The 18096-nt window shown below is 71.5% G+C and carries 19 protein-coding genes; 9 read left to right on the top strand and 10 right to left on the bottom strand.

Translation table 11 applies throughout. The features are described from left to right. Nucleotides 1-46 precede the first annotated feature (46 nt). A complete protein-coding gene (locus tag ACMGFI_RS05055; protein ID WP_436907818.1) occupies nucleotides 47-1690 on the top strand; it encodes a hypothetical protein in 1644 nt (547 codons plus the stop codon). Between the two features lie 237 nt (nucleotides 1691-1927). After that, nucleotides 1928-3472, top strand: coding sequence for a hypothetical protein (locus tag ACMGFI_RS05050; protein ID WP_436907815.1), 1545 nt, complete (start codon nucleotides 1928-1930; stop codon nucleotides 3470-3472). On the opposite strand, the gene ACMGFI_RS05045 is transcribed toward ACMGFI_RS05050, so the two are convergent. After that, nucleotides 3473-4939 carry an MATE family efflux transporter gene (locus ACMGFI_RS05045; protein WP_436907814.1) on the bottom strand — a complete coding sequence of 489 codons (1467 nt, stop codon included), beginning with the start codon at nucleotides 4937-4939 and terminating at the stop codon, nucleotides 3473-3475. It lies immediately after the preceding gene. An 84-nt stretch (nucleotides 4940-5023) separates the two neighbouring features. Further along, nucleotides 5024-6631 carry an amidohydrolase gene (locus ACMGFI_RS05040; RefSeq protein ID WP_436907812.1) on the bottom strand — a complete coding sequence of 536 codons (1608 nt, stop codon included), beginning with the start codon at nucleotides 6629-6631 and terminating at the stop codon, nucleotides 5024-5026. 114 nt (nucleotides 6632-6745) lie between these two features. Here ACMGFI_RS05040 and ACMGFI_RS05035 point away from each other — a divergent pair, with 114 nt between their 5' ends. Then, nucleotides 6746-7090, top strand: coding sequence for an AbrB/MazE/SpoVT family DNA-binding domain-containing protein (locus ACMGFI_RS05035; RefSeq protein WP_436907810.1), 345 nt, complete (start codon nucleotides 6746-6748; stop codon nucleotides 7088-7090). Continuing rightward, entirely contained in the window at nucleotides 7087-7563 is a 477-nt protein-coding gene (locus tag ACMGFI_RS05030) for a type II toxin-antitoxin system VapC family toxin (protein ID WP_436907808.1), read from the top strand. Before ACMGFI_RS05035 ends, ACMGFI_RS05030 begins: the two co-directional genes overlap by 4 nt. Before the next feature lie 33 nt (nucleotides 7564-7596). Here ACMGFI_RS05030 and ACMGFI_RS05025 read toward each other — a convergent pair whose 3' ends face one another. From ACMGFI_RS05025 to ACMGFI_RS05015, 3 genes are read right to left on the bottom strand one after another with little or no spacing between them, the layout of a single operon-like run. Further along, nucleotides 7597-8376 (bottom strand): ABC transporter permease, encoded by a 780-nt coding sequence (locus ACMGFI_RS05025; protein WP_436907807.1) that lies wholly within the window; start codon nucleotides 8374-8376, stop codon nucleotides 7597-7599. After that, nucleotides 8373-9164, bottom strand: coding sequence for an ABC transporter permease (locus ACMGFI_RS05020; RefSeq protein ID WP_436907806.1), 792 nt, complete (start codon nucleotides 9162-9164; stop codon nucleotides 8373-8375). Before ACMGFI_RS05020 ends, ACMGFI_RS05025 begins: the two co-directional genes overlap by 4 nt. Beyond that, nucleotides 9165-9986, bottom strand: a complete 822-nt coding sequence (locus ACMGFI_RS05015) for an ABC transporter ATP-binding protein (protein WP_436907805.1) — start codon at nucleotides 9984-9986, stop codon at nucleotides 9165-9167. It lies immediately after the preceding gene. A gap of 107 nt (nucleotides 9987-10093) precedes the next feature. Here ACMGFI_RS05015 and ACMGFI_RS05010 point away from each other — a divergent pair, with 107 nt between their 5' ends. Further along, on the top strand, nucleotides 10094-10636 hold the full coding sequence (locus tag ACMGFI_RS05010) for a GbsR/MarR family transcriptional regulator (protein ID WP_436907803.1): 543 nt from the start codon (nucleotides 10094-10096) through the stop codon (nucleotides 10634-10636). A 97-nt stretch (nucleotides 10637-10733) separates the two neighbouring features. Beyond that, a complete protein-coding gene (locus ACMGFI_RS05005; protein WP_436907801.1) occupies nucleotides 10734-11861 on the top strand; it encodes a hypothetical protein in 1128 nt (375 codons plus the stop codon). A gap of 30 nt (nucleotides 11862-11891) precedes the next feature. On the opposite strand, the gene ACMGFI_RS05000 is transcribed toward ACMGFI_RS05005, so the two are convergent. The 5 genes from ACMGFI_RS05000 to ACMGFI_RS04980 form a co-directional block, all read right to left on the bottom strand. Continuing rightward, entirely contained in the window at nucleotides 11892-12905 is a 1014-nt protein-coding gene (locus ACMGFI_RS05000; protein WP_436907800.1) for a mannose-1-phosphate guanylyltransferase, read from the bottom strand. Between the two features lie 88 nt (nucleotides 12906-12993). After that, nucleotides 12994-13521, bottom strand: coding sequence for a hypothetical protein (locus ACMGFI_RS04995; RefSeq protein ID WP_436907799.1), 528 nt, complete (start codon nucleotides 13519-13521; stop codon nucleotides 12994-12996). A 46-nt stretch (nucleotides 13522-13567) separates the two neighbouring features. Next, nucleotides 13568-14404, bottom strand: a complete 837-nt coding sequence (locus tag ACMGFI_RS04990; protein ID WP_436907798.1) for an alpha/beta fold hydrolase — start codon at nucleotides 14402-14404, stop codon at nucleotides 13568-13570. 40 nt (nucleotides 14405-14444) lie between these two features. Continuing rightward, on the bottom strand, nucleotides 14445-15188 hold the full coding sequence (locus tag ACMGFI_RS04985) for a helix-turn-helix domain-containing protein (RefSeq protein WP_436907797.1): 744 nt from the start codon (nucleotides 15186-15188) through the stop codon (nucleotides 14445-14447). Nucleotides 15189-15250: 62 nt separating this feature from the next. Then, the gene (locus ACMGFI_RS04980; protein ID WP_436907796.1) at nucleotides 15251-15532 is read right to left on the bottom strand and encodes a DUF7091 family protein; all 282 of its coding nucleotides are present in this window, start codon (nucleotides 15530-15532) and stop codon (nucleotides 15251-15253) included. Between the two features lie 227 nt (nucleotides 15533-15759). On the opposite strand from ACMGFI_RS04980, the gene ACMGFI_RS04975 reads away from it, so the two are divergent. The 3 genes from ACMGFI_RS04975 (at nucleotide 15760) to ACMGFI_RS04965 (ending at nucleotide 18008) form a co-directional block, all read left to right on the top strand. After that, a complete protein-coding gene (locus tag ACMGFI_RS04975; protein ID WP_436907794.1) occupies nucleotides 15760-16695 on the top strand; it encodes a replication factor A in 936 nt (311 codons plus the stop codon). Further along, complete coding sequence (locus ACMGFI_RS04970) at nucleotides 16696-17325, top strand: RPA family protein (RefSeq protein WP_436907792.1); 630 nt, start codon at nucleotides 16696-16698, stop codon at nucleotides 17323-17325. Between the two features lie 245 nt (nucleotides 17326-17570). After that, entirely contained in the window at nucleotides 17571-18008 is a 438-nt protein-coding gene (locus ACMGFI_RS04965) for a DUF8146 domain-containing protein (RefSeq protein ID WP_135365202.1), read from the top strand. Nucleotides 18009-18096: the final 88 nt, after the last annotated feature.

Here is an 18096-nt window from a genome sequence, read left to right as displayed (position 1 = left end):
TCGGGCGCGAACATTTAAAACAGATGACGGGTCCAGGCGGAGGTGTATGGTCGACGACGTTTCGCGGCGGGGCGTCCTGCTGGCAGGGGGCGCCGCGCTGTCGGGCGGTATCGCGGCGAAACTGGGGACCCGTTCTGCGGCCGCGCGGGGGGGCCGGGACGAGGCACCGCCGGTTCGGTGGAACAGAGCGATCGGCGGACAGGGCGTTCCGGTGGCCGAGACGGTGTCCGTTTCGGACGGACGTATCCGGGTCGATGGCTACACCGGGAAGGACTACGAGGCGGTCGACCCCTGGTCAGTCACGGTCGATTCGAATCACGGCGGGACTCACTCGACCTGGACACGAGCGGTCGACGGACAGTTTCTGACGGTCGATACAGTCGCCGGAACCGACGGCGGCCGCTTTTTCGCCGGCGAACGCACGGAGAACCCCGGCGAGGACGACGCGACGGCTCGGCCGGCGCTCATGCACACGGACGCGGACGGGGAAGTGGTCTGGGAGCGGTCGTACGACCCGCCGTACGATTCGTTCCTCCCGACCGGCGTGGCGCCGGACGACGGCGGCGGCGCGGTACTGGCCGGGTACGGCTCGGCCATCGAGAACCCGAACACGTGGATCAAAGGTATCGAACCGGACGGCGAACCGGACTGGCAGGAACGCCTCGACCAGTACTCGTACACGCTCGTAACCGGATTCGAGCGGACCGAGGACGGCGGGTACATCGCGTCGGGGACGGCCTACGACCGCAGCTACGACGAGTCCGCGGGGTCCCAGGAGGGGTACGTCGTGAAACTCGACGACGGCGGCGACCACGAGTGGGCACACACCTACGGCGAGCAACTCGACGGCGAGACCGTCGACCAGCAGTGGTTGCTCGCGGCGACCGAAGTCGACGACGGCTACCTCTTCGTCGGCTACGTCACCGTGGCGTCCGACGAACGGGAATACCGCGGCTGGGCCCTGGCGACCGACGCCGACGGTCAGAAACGACACAGTTCGGTGTTCCGGCCCGGCGACACCGAGGGGTACGTGGTCGAAGCCGTCGAGCGCGACGGCGAGTACGTACTCGTCGGCAACAGCTATCCCGGCGCCGGGACCGATACGACGAAACCGTGGATCCGGGGCTGTGACACCTCGCTCTCGGAGAACTGGGAACTGACGGACATCGTCGAGGGCTACGCGGAAGTCAGCGACGCGGTTGCGACGACCGACGGCGGGGTCGTCCTCGTCGGCAACCGCTACACCGCCGAGTCCGTCGGAGACGTGTTCGCGATCAAAGCCGGTGGCGACCCGGCGGAGACGCCGACGCCGACGGCCACTCCGACGCCGACCGCGACTCCGACGGCGACGGCCACCCCCACACCGACCGCGACTCCAACGCCGACCGCGACCCCGACTTCGACTCCCACGGCCACGGAGTCTCCGACGCCGACCGCCACACCGTCGCCGACACCGACTCCCTGGCCGACCCAGACGCCGACGGACACGCCGACTGACGCGCCACCGACGGAGACGGCCGCTCCGGACGCCACCCCGGCGGCGACAGAAACGGCCGAGCCGGCGCCGGCCGAGCGGCCGACGACCGCCTCCGAGGACGGGCCGGGGTTCGGCGTCGGCGCGGCGATAGCGGCGCTGGCCGGGAGCGCGCTGGCGGCCCGACTGCGCGGTGGGTCGGTCGGCGAAGAGTGACCCCGCGGGACGCCCGGTCGTCGCTTACGCCAGGAAGACGACGACGAGCGCGAGCGCGAGCAGTGCGGCGATGCCGATCGTTCCGAGCGTGAACTTCGTCGCGTAGCTCATGGGCGGCGATTCCGCGGCCAGCGACCTAAAGCCCCCGTTTGTCCGCTCGGCCGACCCCGGGTCGGCCGGCCGCCCTCGCCGCCGAATGGGGCGATTTATGGCGGGGCCGCCGCGACTGACGACTGTATGACAGATGATCTGTCGAGACGACGGGTGCTGACCGGCGCCGGACTGGTGGTCGCCGGCGTCGCCCTCGGGGGGACAGCCGGGGCGTCGCCGCGCGACGGCGCGGACGCAGACGAGTTGCCGCTCCGGTGGAACCGGACGTACTCGGACGCCACGTACAACGGCGCGGCGTCGGTCGTCGAGGACGACGACCAGTACGTCGTCATGGGCCAGTCCGGGGCGCAGCCGAGAGGGATCCCGGGGTGGCTGTTCGGCACGGACGCGACGACCGGGGAAGGGGAGTGGATGGCGGCGGTGGCCAGCGACGACCGCGAGCCGCCGACGTTCCAGACGCACGTCCCGGCCGCCGACGGCGACGGCTACGCGCTGCTCGGCGTCCGCGCCCAGTCGGGGAGGTCGTCTCTGGTCCGGACCGACGCCGAGGGGGCTATCCAGTGGTGGGAGACCTACGAGGGCGAGGCCGACGGCGACGGGAGCGCGCGCCTGCTCGCGCGCGACGCCATCGCGACCGGGGACGGATATCTGGTCGCCGGCGCGCACACCGGGGAACAGGGGACCGACCCCCGGGGGGTCGTCGTCAGGGTCGGGCCGGACGGGGACGAACGGTCGCGGACGCGGCTGTTCCCCGACCAGCGCTCGGAGATCCTGAGCGTCGTGCCGGACGGTGACGGCTACGCGGGCGCGGCGGCAGTGCGGTCGTCGTCCGGCGGTGGACCGACGGTCCGGGCGGTGCTGTTCCGGGCCGACGCCGACGACGAACTGCAGTGGCGCGAGGCGTTCACGGCCCCGACCGACGGCGACCCGTTCGTCCGGAACCAGCTGGTCGACCTGGCGGCCGACGGCGACGGCTACGTCGCGGCCGGGTACACGTCGAACACCTCCGTCGAGACGGTCGACGGCTGGGTGCTGTCGGTCGACGGGTCCGGGAACCAGCGGGCGACTCGCCGGCTGTCGCCCCGGCCGGTGACGCTGTTCACCGGCGTCGCGACGACCGACGACGGGGTCGTCGTCGCGGGCCAGGGCAGCGAGTCCACGTCCAGTCAGAGGGCGGTCGGCCTGGTCGGCGAACTCGGCGACGGCCTCGAAGCCAACTGGAGCAGGACGGTGTCGGTCGGGGCGGTCAACAACGTCCGCGACGCGGTCGCGACCGACGACGGCGGGGTCGCCATCGCGGGGATCACGCAGTACCAGTCCTCGAGCGCGGACCCGCGGAGCGAGGCGTGGCTCGTCAAACTCGGCGGCGAGGACGCCCCGCGGGTGACGGCGACGGGACCCGAGACGGCCACCCCGTCGCCGACCGCGACCCCGTCGCCGACCCCCTCGCCCACGCCGAGCGCAACGCCGTCGCCCACACCGACGGCGACGGCCTCGCCCACGCCGACCGCGACGCCCGAATCCACGGACGAAGTGACACCGACGCCCACGGGGACGGACCCGGCGGAGACGGCGTCGGACGATGGTCCCGGCTTCGGCGTCGGCGCGGCGCTGGCCGCGCTGGGCGGGACGGCGCTGTACGAGCGGGTCCGCGACGACGGCGACGACTGATCAGTCGTCGGCGCCGGCGCCGACGCCGGACGCGCGGGCCACGTCGCGCCACTTGCCCGACCGGAACCGGCCGGTGTTGACCGCCGCCTTGACGTAGAAGTCCGCGACGATGGCCGCGAACACGGCCGTGTACCCCATGCTCGCCCCCAGCGGGACCGACACGCCGAGGACGGTGACGGCGAACCCTGCGGGCAGCGCGAGCGACGCGACCGGGAGCCGGACGGCGTAGGTGCCCAGGACCGTCCCGTACAGCGGCCAGCGGGTGTCGCCGGCGCCGCGGAGGCTACCGCGCATCGTCCGCGAGACGGAGAACCCGGCGACGGCGAGGCCGAACACCCGGATGAACTGCACCGTCAGGTCGACCTCGTCGGTGCCGAAGGCGACGGCGACCGGGCGGGCTGCGGCGACGAGGACCGCTGCGACGAGCAGCTGGGTGGCCAGCGCGATCCGCAGCGTCTGCCAGCCGTACTCGGCGGCGTTCGCGTCGTCGCCCGAGCCGACGTACTGACCGACGAGCGTCGACGCCGCCGTCGAGTAGCCCCACGCGGGCATCAGCGCCAGCAACATCACGCGGCGACCGATGGCGTAGGCGGCGACCGCGCCGACGCCGAGCTGGCCGAGGATGAACAGGAACGGGAATCGCCCGAACGTCTGCAGCAGGCGCATCCCCGACAGCGGGAGCCCGACGCGGAGGATCTCCTTGCCGAGCCCGAGGTCGATCTGTCGGCCGCCGAGCGGGAGCGCGACGGCGTAGTCGCCCGAGACCAGTAGCGCGAGGAAGACCACAGCCGCGAGCGCGTTGGCGACGGCCGTCCCGATGGCGGCGCCGGCGATGCCCAGCTCCGGCGCCGGCCCGAGCCCGAAGATGAGCGCGGCGTTGAGGACGACGTTCGTCGGCAGGGTCGTCAGCCGGACGTACATCGGCGTCCGCGTGTCGGCGCTGCCGGCCAGCGCCCGCGAGGCGACCATCGACCAGAACCGCGGCGCCATCGACAGCATCACGATCGACAGGTACGTCGCCCCGTAGTCGATGGCCGCGGCGTCGTCCGTCAGTAGCCCGACCAGCGGCTCGGCGTACACCCACGCGACCGCCGTCAGCGGCAGCGATATCGCGAGTGCCAGCCACAGCGACTGCTTGACCGCCAGGTCCGCCCGGTCGGGCCGATCGGCGCCCTGGAGCCGCGAGACGACGCTGATCGTCCCCGAGGAGACCGCGAGCGAGAGGCCGAAGCCGATGAAGTAGTACTGGAAGCCCAGCTCCAGGCCGGCGATGGCGGCGTCGCCCAGCGCGATCCCGACCATCAGGAAGTCGGCGACGCGCAACAGGACTCGCAGCGCCCCGGTGACCATCACCGGCAGCGCCAGGTCGAACGCCTCGCCGGACTTCTCGCGGTCCGCGACCCCGAGCCTGTCCAGGAGCGCCGGGAACAGGAAGAGGGCGTCCCGGACCCGTTTTCGGACGGCCATGTGCCCGTCCGCAGGGACCGATCGCCCCTCTACCTTTGGGTTCCGGAACCGCCGGGCCGTCCGTCGGCTCGACCGGACGACGGCTCAGTTCGCGGCGTCCCGGTCGAAGACGACCTCGCCGCCGACCACCGTCGTCCGCACGTCGATGTCGGCGACCTCGCCGGGGTCGACCGCCCACGGCGAGCGGTCGAGGACGACGAGATCCGCGAGTTTCCCCGCCTCGACGGTGCCGAGGCGGTCCTCGTCGAAGCCCGCGTAGGCTGCGCCGCTGGTGTAGGCCCGCAGCGCTTCGGTGACCGAGAGTCGCTGGCGGTCGTCGGGCGCCGTGACGGCCTGTTCGACGCCGAACAGCGGGTCCAGCGGCATGCAGTCGCTCCCGAACGCCAGGTCCGCGCCCGCGTCGAGCAGGTCGCCGAAGCGGTTCGAGGCCAGCCGCCGCTCGTCGCCGAGCCGCTCGGCGTAGAGGCCGCCCTCGCGGGCCCACTTCAGGAAGTTCGGCTGCATCGACGCGACGACGTCGCTCGCGGCGAGCCGGTCGACCAGGTCGTCGGTCAGCACCTCGGCGTGTTCGATCCGGTGGCGGGCGCCGTCGGCGGATTCGAGGGCGTCCAGCGTCTCGCGGACCGCCTCGTCGCCGATGGCGTGGACGGCCACCTGCAGGTCCGCCGCCGCCGCGCGGGCGACGATATCGCGGAGCTCCGCCGGGTCGACGACCCACTGGCCGCGGTCGTCGCCGCCCGTGCCGTCGTCACCGGTGCTGTCGTCGCCATCCCCGTCGCCGGAGCCGCCGTCGGCGTACGGCTCGGAGAGCTTCGCGGTGCGGCCGCCGATGGAGCCGTCGGTGTAGGTCTTGATCGCACCCACGCGAACGCGGTCGCTCCCGTGGTTGGTCCGGAGACCGAGCTCTTCGACCGCGTCGAGGTGGTCGCTCCAGTAGTTCAGACGGACTCGAATCGGGAGTTCGCCCACCCGGTCGAGTTCGCGGTAGACCGCCGGCGCCTCCGACCGCCGCACCATGTCGTGGACGCCGACGACGCCGAGTTCGGTCGCCCGTTCGGTGGCGGCCTGGACCGCCCGCCGCATCGCGGGCCGGTCGGGCTCGATAGCGGTCCAGAGCGCGTCGAGGGCGTCCTCGACGACGACTCCCGTCGGCTCGCCGGCGCGGGTATGCACGTCCGAGTCGGGCATCTCCCCGCGCAGGCGGTCGAGGGCCGTCGAGTCGAGTGACGCGAGGTGCATGTCCTCGCGGACGGCGGCGACCGGCCGGTCCGTGTCCACCCCGTCCAGATCCGCGGCGGTGAGATATCGGTCGTCGTCCCACGCGCTCTCGTCGTAGCCGAAGCCAAGCACCCACTCCCGGTCCGGGCCGTCCGCGGCGTCGAGGTCGGCGGCGCGAGCCGCGAGAAGGTCGACCGCCTCCGCCGGCGAGTCGGCCGCCGAGAGGTCCGCGTTGACCAGCCGCCGCCCCACCATCGGCAGGTGCGTGTGGGCGTCGACGAAGCCGGGGAGGACGACCCGTCCCCCGCAGTCCCGGACCGTCGTCTCGACGCCCGCGAGGTGGTCTACGTCGAAGGCAGCCCCGACCGCGACGATCCGCCCGTCCCGAACCGCGAGCGCCTCGGCCGTCTCGTCGGGGTCGGTCAGCGCGTGTATCTCCGCGTTCGTGAGCACCAGATCCGCGGCCGCTGTCATGGTCAGAACTGCGGTGGTGTCGTTGGTAAGCGTTCGGTCGGTCGCCACTGGTGGCGACCACCGGAGCCGAGTGCGGCGAACGCCTTATCAGTCGTCCCACCGGTAGTGGGAACCATGGTGCGGGTCGACTCGAAGGGGCGGATAGTGCTCCCGAAGGAACTGCGCGAGCGGCTGAACATCACTCCGGGGACCGAGGTCGAACTCGTGGAGGACGACGGCGCGATCCGGGTCGAGCGCGAGCGCGACCCCGGCGACATCCTCGAACGGATGGAGCGGCTCATTGAGGAGGCGTCCGTGGAGCGCGAGCGAGAGTCCGACCCGACCGGCCGCGACGCCACTCACCCCATCGCGGAGAAACACCGGCGGACCGTCGAGCGAGGGGCCTCGCCGGACGACGGGGATTCGAGTCCGTCGGACGGCGGCGGCGACCGGACGGCCGGGCCGTCGGAGAACGGATGAGCCCGGACCGCGGTCCGTACCTGTTCGACGTCGGCGTGATAGCGGTCGGGCACGCGGACACGCTGGTCAGCGAGGAGTCGCTGTCGTGGATCCGGCGCGCCGTCACCGGCGAGATCGACGCCGTCGTCCCTCGGTCGGCGGTTTTCGGCGCCCAGATCGTCCTCTCGGAGTACTACGGCTTCTCGAACGCGGCCGCGAGCCGGCTGATGGAGAACTTCCTCGACAGCGAGCGGATCCGCTGGTATCCCGAGATCACGGACGCGCTCGCCGAGAGCGCACTGTCGACCGCGGGGGAGGCCAACGTCGACGCCTGGGACGGCTACTACGCGGCCGTCGCGGAGCGCGAGGGCGTCGGAACGGTACTCACCACCGACCACGACTTCCGCGACATCGTCGGCGACGACGTCGACGTACACGTCGTCCTCGACGAGGCGGACCAGCGGCGGCTGACGGCGTACCTCGATCGACTCTGAACGGAGCGTTCGCGGCCGACGGAGGGATACGCGTCACGAGACGCGCATCGAGCCGTACAGCGCGAGGGCGGTCACGACGCCGACGACGAACAGGTAGACGGCACCCTCACCGGCCGTCGACAGCGCCACGTCGGTCGAGAAGCCGGCGTCGACGGCGAGTTCGACGGGCGCGTGGCCTGGGAGGAGGCGGGCGTACTCGGGCGGGTCCGCCAGCGGGTTCTGGACGAGGAAGACGTCGAGCATCGTGCCGAACAGCGCGAGGTAGACGCCGGCCAGCCGGTCGACGACGAGGCCGGCGAGCACGCCGAGCAGGCCGTAGACGAGGGCGGCCAGTAGGGTCGCGCCGGCGAGGGCGAGCGGCCGCTCGGGGACGAAGACGGTCGCGGCCGTCCCCACGGAGACGCCGGCGACGACGGTCCCGACGACGGCCAGCAGGCCGAAGCGGGCGAGGAGGACCGACGCCGGGTTCGCGCCGGCGACGACGAGGCGGGCGTCGGCGTCGCGGGCCGTCTGCATCAGGAACACGCCCGCCAGCGCGCCGACGAGCGCGCCGACGAGCGGGACCATGAACACCGCGTAGACGCTCGCCATCTCGACCGTCTGCGTCCCGCCGCCCGGCACGTCCAGCGGTGCGGTCGTCGCGGGCACCAGCCGGGTGAACGCGCCGATCAGGTAGGCGGGGAGGAAGACGAACAGTGCCAGCAGGACGGGCGTGCGGGCGTACTCGCGGACGCCGCTCGTGAAGGCGGCCAGCGCGGTCGAGCGCCGGCTCCCGGAACCGGTCGACGACCGGGGAGCGCCGTCGACGCTCACCCACCCTCACCCCCGTTCGCGACGCGGACGTAGGCGCCGAGGACGAGCGCGAACAGGACCGCGAGGTACGCCAACCCCGCCAGCACGTCGTCGGTCGGGACCGATCCCTCCAGCACGGCCGAACGGAAGAGGGCGTGGGGGTAGTGCAGCGGGAGGAAGTTCACGACGGGGGAGTCGACGTCGACGATGCCGCTGGCGAGGAAGTCGTCGAAGTCCGCGACGAAGACGAGCACGAGCGACCCCTCCAGTTCGCGCGGGAGGACGGTCCCGACGAGCACGCCGATGAGGCCGTAGGTCAGCGCCGCGAGCGCCAGCGCCCCGAAGGCGGCCGCGGGCGCGGCCACGTCGACGCGCCACCACAGCGCGCCGAACGTGACGGCCGCCGAGCCGACGCTCACCGCGAGGACGGTCCCCAGCCGGGAGACGAAGATCTCGGCGCGGGAGAAGCCACAGACCGCGAGGCGGCCGTCGGCCTGCACGGCGCTGACGACCTGGAAGAGGCCGATCAGGCCCGCGAGGAAGGCGGCGGCGAAGACGGCGCCGTTGACCCGGCCGAGCGTCGCCGGGACCGCCGTCATGTAGGGGAACTCCGGGAACGAGGCCATCGCGCGGCCGTAGCCCTCGACGACCAGCGGCGGGAGCGCGACCAGCAGGACGACGTGGACGGGTTCCCGGAGGAACTCGCGGACGTGCGCGAGCAGGCCGGTCGCGAGCCGGTCGCGGCGGGTGCGACCGCCGGCGGGGTCGCCGGCCGCCCGGTCGCTGGCGGCGTTCGCGCCCCCGCCCATCTACGCCACCTCCGTCGGATCGGCGACGGGTCCCTCGTCGTCCCCGGTCCGGTCCGCCGGGCGGCCGTCGCCGTCGGCCTCGGGGTCGGTCTCGACGAGGTCGCCGTCCCGGAGCTCGTAGATGCGGTCGAAGCGCTCGCGCTCGCTGACGAAGTGGGAGATGATTGCGATGGCGGTCCCGCCGTCGGTCAGCTCCTCGGTCAGCTCCCAGAACGCGAGGTAGGTCTCCCAGTCGAAGCCGGTGTACGGCTCGTCGAGCAGGAGCACGTCGGGGTCGTGCAGCAGCGCGACCGCGAGGTTGACCTTCTGACGGTTACCGCCGCTGAGGTGGCGAACCTGGTAGTCGAGGAACCGTTCGAAATCGAGGCGGTCGGCCAGCCGTTCGCGCGCGTCGGCCACGGCTTCCTCGGAGAGCCCGTACGCGGCGCCGAACAGCTCGAACGTCTCCGCGACGGTCAGCCGGTCGTACAGTAGCGACTCCTGGGGACACCAGCCGACGCGGCCGGAGCGGTCGACCGACCCCGCGTCCGCGTCGAGCGCGCCGACGAGGATCTGCATCAGCGTCGACTTCCCCGACCCGTTGGCGCCGACGATCCCGACGATCTCGCCCGCGCGGATCTCGACGTCGACGCCGTCGAGCACTTCCACGCCCCGCCCCCACGGGAGCCGCGAGTCGTATGACTTCTCGATGCCGGATCCGCGCAGAACGACCGCATCATCCCCTCCAGCGTCGATATTCCGCTCGTCCTCGTCACGCACGTCCGCGTCGCCGCCGTCGGTCCCGCCGGGACCTCCGTCTCTGTCTATCGGAATATTCGGCATATACAAAATATTCTGCATGGAACGATTTAAACGTTGGGGGTCCCGAGGTGTGGACACGCCGCCGGCGGCCGGCCGCGGAGCGCGGGCCGCCGGCGACACACCGACACATGAGCGACACAGACTCCGAGGACCCGGTCGAGTCGGCGCGCGCGGCGGTCATCGACGCCCTGGAGCGCAGCGCGGAGGTCTACGGCGCCAAGCGCAGCTACGGGCGGCTGTTCGGCATCCTGCTGTTCGAGCCCGAGCCCGTCTCGCTGGACCAGCTCGTCGAGGAGAGCGGCTACGCTAAATCAACCGTGAGCACCGCGATGAACACCCTGGAGCGGTTCCACCTCGTCCACCGGCGGTCGCTGCCCGGCGAGGGCAAGAAGGCCTTCTTCGAGGCCGAGACGGACCTGTGGTACGTCTTCCAGCAGTTCCTGAGCCAGGAGGTCGCCCGCGAGATCCGGATCATGACTCGCGCGTTAGACGAGGCCGCCGAGCAGCTGGAGGACGCCGAGGGCGAGCGCGCCGCGTACCACCTCGAACAGGTGCGCAAGCTCCAGCGCGTCTACGACCGCGGCGACCGGCTGGTGTCGGTGCTGACGAGCCAGCCGCTGGACCGACTGACCGACCTGCTCGGGCTCTCCGGCGGGTCCGACGACCGGTAGCGACACCCGCCATCGACCGCGATCCGCTGACCGTCCGCTTCCCTTACAAAAACGCGGTTCAGCGAACGGTTTTGTGGGCGGCAGTCCCCGATCGGGTATGACCGACGAGCGACCGACCGGGTTCGACTGGCGCACCGCGGGCCCCGACGTTCGACTGACCGACCCCGACGCGGCCGAACCCGTCCGCGAGATCGCGCCGTCCGACGCGCAGGCGGGGGCGAACTTCGTCGTGTTCGAACCGGGCTGGCTCCCCGACGACTGCGAGGTCAGCGAGACGACGCTTCGGCCCGAACAGCCGCCGGGGCGACCCGACGGGCTGGACGGCGAAGACATCGGACAGACGCCCTACAGCGAGGGCAACCCGTCGGCGGTCCGGACCGCCGTGGCCGGGGAGGGCCGCGAGCTGCGGATCAAGCAGTTCCTGTACGACTGGGCGCCGCCGGCCGCCAGCGTCGCGCCGCTGTGGGGGACCGAGGACCCGACGCCGGTCGACGCGGGCGACGCCGTCGGCTTCCTGGGGACCGACTACAAGGGCAACCGGGGTGCCTGCGTCCAGCGGGCGCGCACGCAGGTCGAGGTGTCCGTCCTCGACGGCGAGTTCGACGACACCGAACTCGGAGGGCTCCTCGACGGGCTGGAGCCGGCGGTGGACGCTGACTCGGACTCGGCGGACGGCGAATCACCCGGCGTCCGGGGGATCCCGTTCCACCGGCTGAGCTACTGGGCTCGCTACCGGTGCGAGGCGGTCGGGGTGCCCCACGGCCTGTGGGCCCACGGAGTCGCCCGCCCGTACGACGAGAGCGTGCCGTGCTCGCCGGTGGCGCTCGGCGACGCGGACCCGCAGTTACTCGTGCCGGGCGACGACGGCGTCGGGGCGGCCTACGGCCTCGATTCGGCCGTGACGTTCCCCGACAGCGGGGCCGTCGAGGCCGTCTACCGCCGGGAGGCCAACGGGAGCGACCACCTGTGGATCACCGCGGCAGCGCCCGACAGCGAACTCGGACCCGGCGTGCCGCCGGAGCCGGCCGACCAGCCAGCGGAGGCCCGGGAGACGGTCGAACTGCGCGGCGAGCCCGTCCACTACGCGGCGCTGACCGAGGAGTTCGGCGCCTGGGAGGCGGTCTGGACCGAGGACGGCGTCACCTACGCCGTCGTCGCGGGCGCGTCGCGACACCTCGACGGCGACGCCTTCCGGCGGCTGGTCGACGGGCTGGATCCCGCCTGACCCGCACCCGCAACCACATCCGACCCGACCTCAGAACAGGCCCTCCTCCTCCAGTTCGGCGACGACCTCCCGCACTCGCTGGGCCTGGTCCTTCGGGACGACGAGCGTGCGGTCGCCGTAGGAGGCGACCACGAGGTCGGAGACGCCGACGACGCTGGCGTGGCCGTCGGTGGCGACGACGGTGTCCTCGGCGTCGATGGTGAGCGCGTCGCCCAGCACCGCGTTGCCGTCCTCGTCGGTGTCCGTCACGCGGGCGACGGCGTCCCACGCGCCCAGGTCGTCCCACTCGAAGGTCGCCGGGACCAGGGCGGCGTCCGCCGTGGCTTCCATGACAGCGTAGTCGACGCTGACCGGGTCGACGGCGTCGAACCCGCGGTCGGGGTCGCCCGCGTCGAGCGCGTCGACGAGGGGAGCCAGCTCCGTGTCGGCGGCCTCCCGGAGGAAGGCGTCGGGCGTCCAGGCGAACATCCCCGCGTTCCAGTAGTAGCCGTGGTGGCGGTAGCGCATCGCCGCGCCCTGATCGGGTTTCTCCGTGAACGTCTCGACGGGGTAGTACGTGCGGCCGCTGTCGGTCTCGGCGTCCTCGCCGGGCTTGATGTAGCCGTAGCCGGTCTCCGGCCGGGTGGGTTCGACGCCGACCGTGACGAGCGAGTCGGTCTCGGCGGCGACGGCGGCGGCGTCGGTCATCGTCCCGGCGAAGTCGCCCTCGATGTGGTGGTCGCTGGGCAGGCAGACCAGCGTGCAGTCGCCGACCTGTTCGCGGACGCGGTGGGCGGCGTAGGCGAGCGCGGGGCCGGTGTCCTTCGGTTCGGGTTCGGTGAGCACCGCGGCCGACGGGGCGTGTTCGCGGACCCCCTCGGCCAGGTCCGGGCGGGTGAGGACGTACACCTCGTCGGCGAAGCCGGCGCGGTCGACGGTCTCGGCCAGCAGCGAGCGGTCGCCGCCGAGCGAGCGGAACTGCTTCGGGCGGTCGCTGCGGCTGGCGGGGTAGAGGCGGGTCCCGGTCCCGCCCGCGAGGACGACCGCGACGACGGTGTCGGTCATGTGTGCGTCGTCGAGCGGGGCGGAAAAATAGCCGCCGGTCGCGGCGGAGAGAGAACCCAGGGGACGGCCGGCGCGCGCACTGCGAGGGTCAGCCGTCGAGGCGTTCGTCGAGGTCGAAAGTGGCGACGGTCACCTCGGTCGGATCGCGCTCCCGCGGCGCGGCCTCGCGGACGGACGCGTGACCCACGCCGTCTTCGCCCTGGTAGGGCGCGACGGTCGCCTCGCCGCCGACAGCGAGCGCGTTGAAGTCCGCGCGGGAGACGACGCCGTTGATTGGGGTCCCGTCGTCGGGGACGACGTTCGCGCCGTAGCGGACGGACGCGAACGCGTCCGCGAGCGTCTCGTGGAGGTCGTCGGGGACGGAGACGGTCGCGCCGTCGACCGCCGCCGCGACGTGGTCGGGGTCGTACTCCCCGTGGACCAGTCGGCGGTCCGGTTCGTAGCCGAGCAGGGCGGCGCGCGCGTCGACCGGCTCGCCGGTCCGCCGGGGGACCGCGACGGTGACGGCTTTCCGGGCGACGGTGCCTGCCGTCGCCCCGTCGGCCGGACACCCGGCGAGCGCGCCGACAGCGACGGCGGAACCGAGGCCGGCGAGCAGGTGGCGCCTGGAGGGCATCGCTCACCGTATCGACGCCGGCCGGCAAAACGGTTGGGGACCGACTTCAGCGGGCGTCGAGGAACGCCCGAACCTCGGCGGCGGTCCGCTCGGGTGCTTCGGAAGGACCGGAGTGGCTCACCCCGTCGAACTCGACGAATCGGCTCGACGGGAGCGCGTCGTGAACCGTCCGGGCGCTCTCGCGGAGGAACTCCGGCCCCTCGGTCCCCGCGAGGACGAGCGCGGGCGCGTCCACGTCGAGGCGCTCGGGGAGGTCGTAGCGCTCGACCGCGTAGTTCATCCGGACCACCTCCTCGGCCAGGGCGACGCAGTCGGGCCAGACCGGCCACTCGGCCAACCAGGCGTCCAGGTCCTCGACCTCTCCGCCGAGGACGACCTGCTCGACGTACAGCTTCATCGCGCCCTCGCGGTCGCCGTCGTCGAGGCGGGCTGCCATTCGGTCGGCCAGGTCCGCGTGTTCGGCGAACGGTTCCGGGAGAATCGCGGGTTCGTAGGCGACGACGGCCTCGATCTCGGCCGCCCGGCCGTCGGCAGTGAGCGCCCGCGCGGTCTCGATAGCGGTGAGCGCGCCGAAGGAGTGTCCCAGCAGGACCGGGCGCTCGTCGCTCTCGCTGTCGAGGTCCTCGACGAGCGCGCGGACGTACGCGACCTCCCGCTCCAGCACCTCGCCGGGACCGGTCTCGTCGGGGTCGTCGAGACAGGTGCCGAAGCCCGGACGGTGCGGGACGACGGCGGCGTGTTCCTCGAAGTGGGGGACCACGGGCTGCCAGTACTCGCGGGGCGCCATCCCGCCGTGGAGGAGGACGACGGGCCGGCCGTCGCCGTGGCGTTCGTACTCGACCTCGATACCGTCCGCTGCGGTCGTGGAGCGTGTCGTCGGCATGGGACTCTCCGTTGTGGGGTCGGGCGGCTACGTCTGACTCTCAGTCGTGCGGCGTTTCAAGTAGGGGCAAACGTTCGCGGTCGGCGGCGTCGACGTGCGTCTCGACGAGGTGGGTCTGAGCCCGGCGGAGCCGTTCGGAACACGACGACGCCGAGATGCCGAGTTCGGCGGCAACGTCGTCGAGCGTCGCGGTCCGCGGGATCTCGAAGTAACCCATTCGGTGGGCGGTCCGGACCGCCGCCCGCTGGGGGTGGGTGAGGCCGTCGTCGGCGTCGGCGTCGATGCCGGTACCGAATCGGTCTCTGGCGTCGTCGCCGACGGGAGTGAGCTTTCGGAGGTGGAAGGCCGTGTTGCGCTGCCAGAACTCGCGGAGTTCGTCGAACGCGGCGCGGTCGGCGAACCGACCCGCCTGGAGCCAGCCGGTCGGGGTGGCGCGGATGAACTCGATCTGGACGGGCGTCTCGTAGAGCGCGCGCAGGTCCTCCAGGTCGTCGAGGCGGTCGCCGAGCTGTTCGGCCATGCTCGTCCCCGGCGCGATGGTGTAGCGGCTGGTGTCGCCCTCCCGGACGACGAGCCGGTACTCGCCGACGAACGCCGTCGACTCGAAGGCGTCCTCGACGGCCGCGGTCGTCTCGGCGTCGGCGGTCACGACCGCGGTGAAGCGCGGCCGCTCCCCCTCGCCCAGCCCGATCGAGAGTTCGATAGTCGCGTCGGGGACCGCCGCGGCCACGTCGACCAGCGGGAGGGCCTCACAGCCGATCTCGTACTCGGCGCGGAGGGCCATACCCACCTCTCGAACCCGGATATCAAATTTCCGTCGAAAGTCGTCGGTCGGCGGTGGCACCCTCACCACGTCTCGATGTCGCCCGAGCGGATGTCCTCGACGCAGCCCCGGCAGTCCTGCGATTGGGGGTCGAAACAGCCGGGCTTGTGCTCGGGGTCGAGTTCGACCGCGCGGCGCTCGGCGTACCGGCGGCAGACGATCCGCGCACGCCCGTCGTCGCCGTGGGGGAGGTCGGCCTCCGCCGAGCGGCGGGCGTGTCTGTAGGCGCGCTTGGCCTCGCCGATCTGGCGGCCGGCCGACCGGAGTTTCTGTCGAAGGACTCGCTCGATGCGGTCGTCTGCCATCCGTTCGCGGGTTGGTCCGGGTGGCCCTTAGCCCCGTCGGCGGCGAGGAATTCGGGAACCGTTGAAGATACACGGGGAACGAGCGCCAACACCCAGTATAGAAACCCTATCAGAACGTCCATAGACGCGTTTTATACTTTCACTCCGCCGTACGAGAGTTTATATACGGGGGCGACCAAGAGAGGAGTGTCTCCCATCGAAACAACGCGGAGACAGGAACGACACAGATGACGGATTTGCGTACCCAGGCGACAGAGATACACGAACAGTTCGAGGACCAGCTAGACCTTTCCGTCGACGACGTGGAGGAGCGTCTCGACACGCTGGTCAACGAGTACAAGGTCCCTCTCTCGGAGGCCCGGCGGAGCGTCACCAACACCTACCTCGACGAGGCGGGGATGGAGCGCGACGAACTCGGCGGCGGCGGGTCTGGAAACGACCGGGTCCAGGTCGCCGACGTCGACGCCCCCGAGGAGTGGGTCGACATCAAGGGCGAGGTCACGGAGCTGTGGGAGGCCAACTCCGACGCCGTGGCGCAGGTCGGCCTGCTCGGCGACGAGACGGGCACGATCAAGTTCACCAAGTGGTCGAAGTCGGACCTGCCCGAGCTGGAGGAGGGCGAGGTCTACGACCTCCGGAACGTCGTGACCGACGAGTACGAGGGTCGGTTCTCGGTGAAGCTCAACCGCACCACGGTGATCGAGGAGCTCGACGAGGAGATCGAGGTCGGCGACGACGACGTGACCGTCGAGGGCGCCCTGGTCGACATCCAGTCCGGGTCCGGGCTGATCAAGCGCTGCCCGGAGGACGACTGCACGCGCGTCCTCCAGAACGGCCGCTGCAACGAGCACGGCGAGGTCGAGGGCGAGTTCGACCTGCGGATCAAGGGCGTGCTCGACGACGGCGAGGAGGTCCACGAGGTCCTCTTCGACAAGGTGGCCACGGAGGACCTGACCGGCATCACGCTGGAGGAGGCCCAGGAGATGGCGATGGACGCGCTCGACACGTCCGTCGTCGCCGACGAGATGCGCGCGGACCTGCTGGGGAAGTACTACCGCGTCACCGGGCCGACCTTCCGGCGGTACGTGCTGGTCGACGAGGTCGAGCGGCTCTCCGGGCCGACGGATGCAGAGGCCGTGCTGATCAAAGCGAGGTCGATATAGATGGCGACGACACCCACCCGCGAGGTCGCCCGCCGCGTGTTCGCGGGCGAGTTCAACGACGCGACCTACACGTTCAAGGAGAGCGACGACGAGCGAGCGCCGGTCTACCTGCTGCTCCCGACGGGCGAGCGGGCCAACCGCGTGTTCCTCGTCGGGACGCTCATGGAGACCGAGGACGTGGGCGACGACAGCGAGTACTGGCAGGGGCAGGTCATCGACCCCAACGGCGACCGCTACTACATGTACGCGGGCCAGTACCAGCCCGACGCGGCCTCGATGCTGCGGGAGCTGGAGCCGCCGGCCTACGTCTCGGTCGTCGGCAAGCCCCGCACCTACGAGACCGACGACGGCGAGGTGAACGTCTCCATCCGACCCGAGTCGATCACCGAGGTCGACGCAGCGACCCGGGATCGGTGGGTCGTCGAGACGGCCGAGCGCACGCTCGAACGGATCCGCCGCTACAAGGACGAGACCGGCGAGGACGGCGACGGCGCCGCCGTCGACGAGTACGTCGCGATGGCCGACGAGGAGTACGACCTGCCCGTCGAGAACTACCGCCGGCAGGTCGTCGAGGCCCTGGAGAGCCTCGAAGACGAGGAGGCCGTCGCCGCCGAGGCCGGCGACGCCTGACTCCCGGCCCGCGGTAGCGACCCCTCCGACCCCGATTCTTTGCGCTGAAACGACACGACCGGCGCCGATATCGTCGAGCGGCGGCGCAACACCGCGCCGACGGCGACCCCGGTTATCAAATCCGATTCCATCGGTCGGACAGAAACCGGCCGGTGCGGCGGCCGTACCGATTTATTTCATGGCGGCGGGGACTCGTGCCAGCGTCTGACAAACGATTAAGTGGGCCGAGAACGGACTGCGGAGTAATGAGCAAGAACAAGACGATCTCCTTCCGCGTGAGCGAGGACAAGTTCGAGACGCTCCGGGAGATCGCCGACGAGCGGGACCTGTCGCTGTCGGCGGTGTTCAGAGACTACGTCGACATGCTCGTCGCCCACGACGGGCAGGTGGAGGTGGTTCCGGAACACCAGCTCAACGAGTCCAGCGCCTCGACGAGCGACACCGAGAGCTTCCCGCCGAAGGTCGAGGTGCCCAAGAGCTTCGTCCGCGAGCACGAGCGGCTGGAACTGGAGGCCGAGCACCTCCGCGAGCAGCTCGAAGAGCACAAGCGCTACGTGACGAAGCTACGCCAGCAGCTCGACGAGCACGACCAGGAGGACGTGGTCCAGCTCGAGGACCTCGACGGCAGCGAGGACGACGAGGAGGCCTCCTACCGCCTGGGCAACTTCGAAGAGTCGATCTAGCCGTTCTCTCCGCTCCCGATTTCCTTCTCCACGCGCGTTCTTTCCCGGCCTTCCTTCTGCGCACGCCCCGTCTTCGGCCGTCGTAGTC

The sequence above is a fragment of the Halosimplex marinum genome (genome assembly GCF_051414075.1).
GTDB classification, from domain to species: domain Archaea; phylum Halobacteriota; class Halobacteria; order Halobacteriales; family Haloarculaceae; genus Halosimplex; species Halosimplex marinum.
This window is presented reverse-complemented; position numbering and strand designations above follow the sequence as displayed.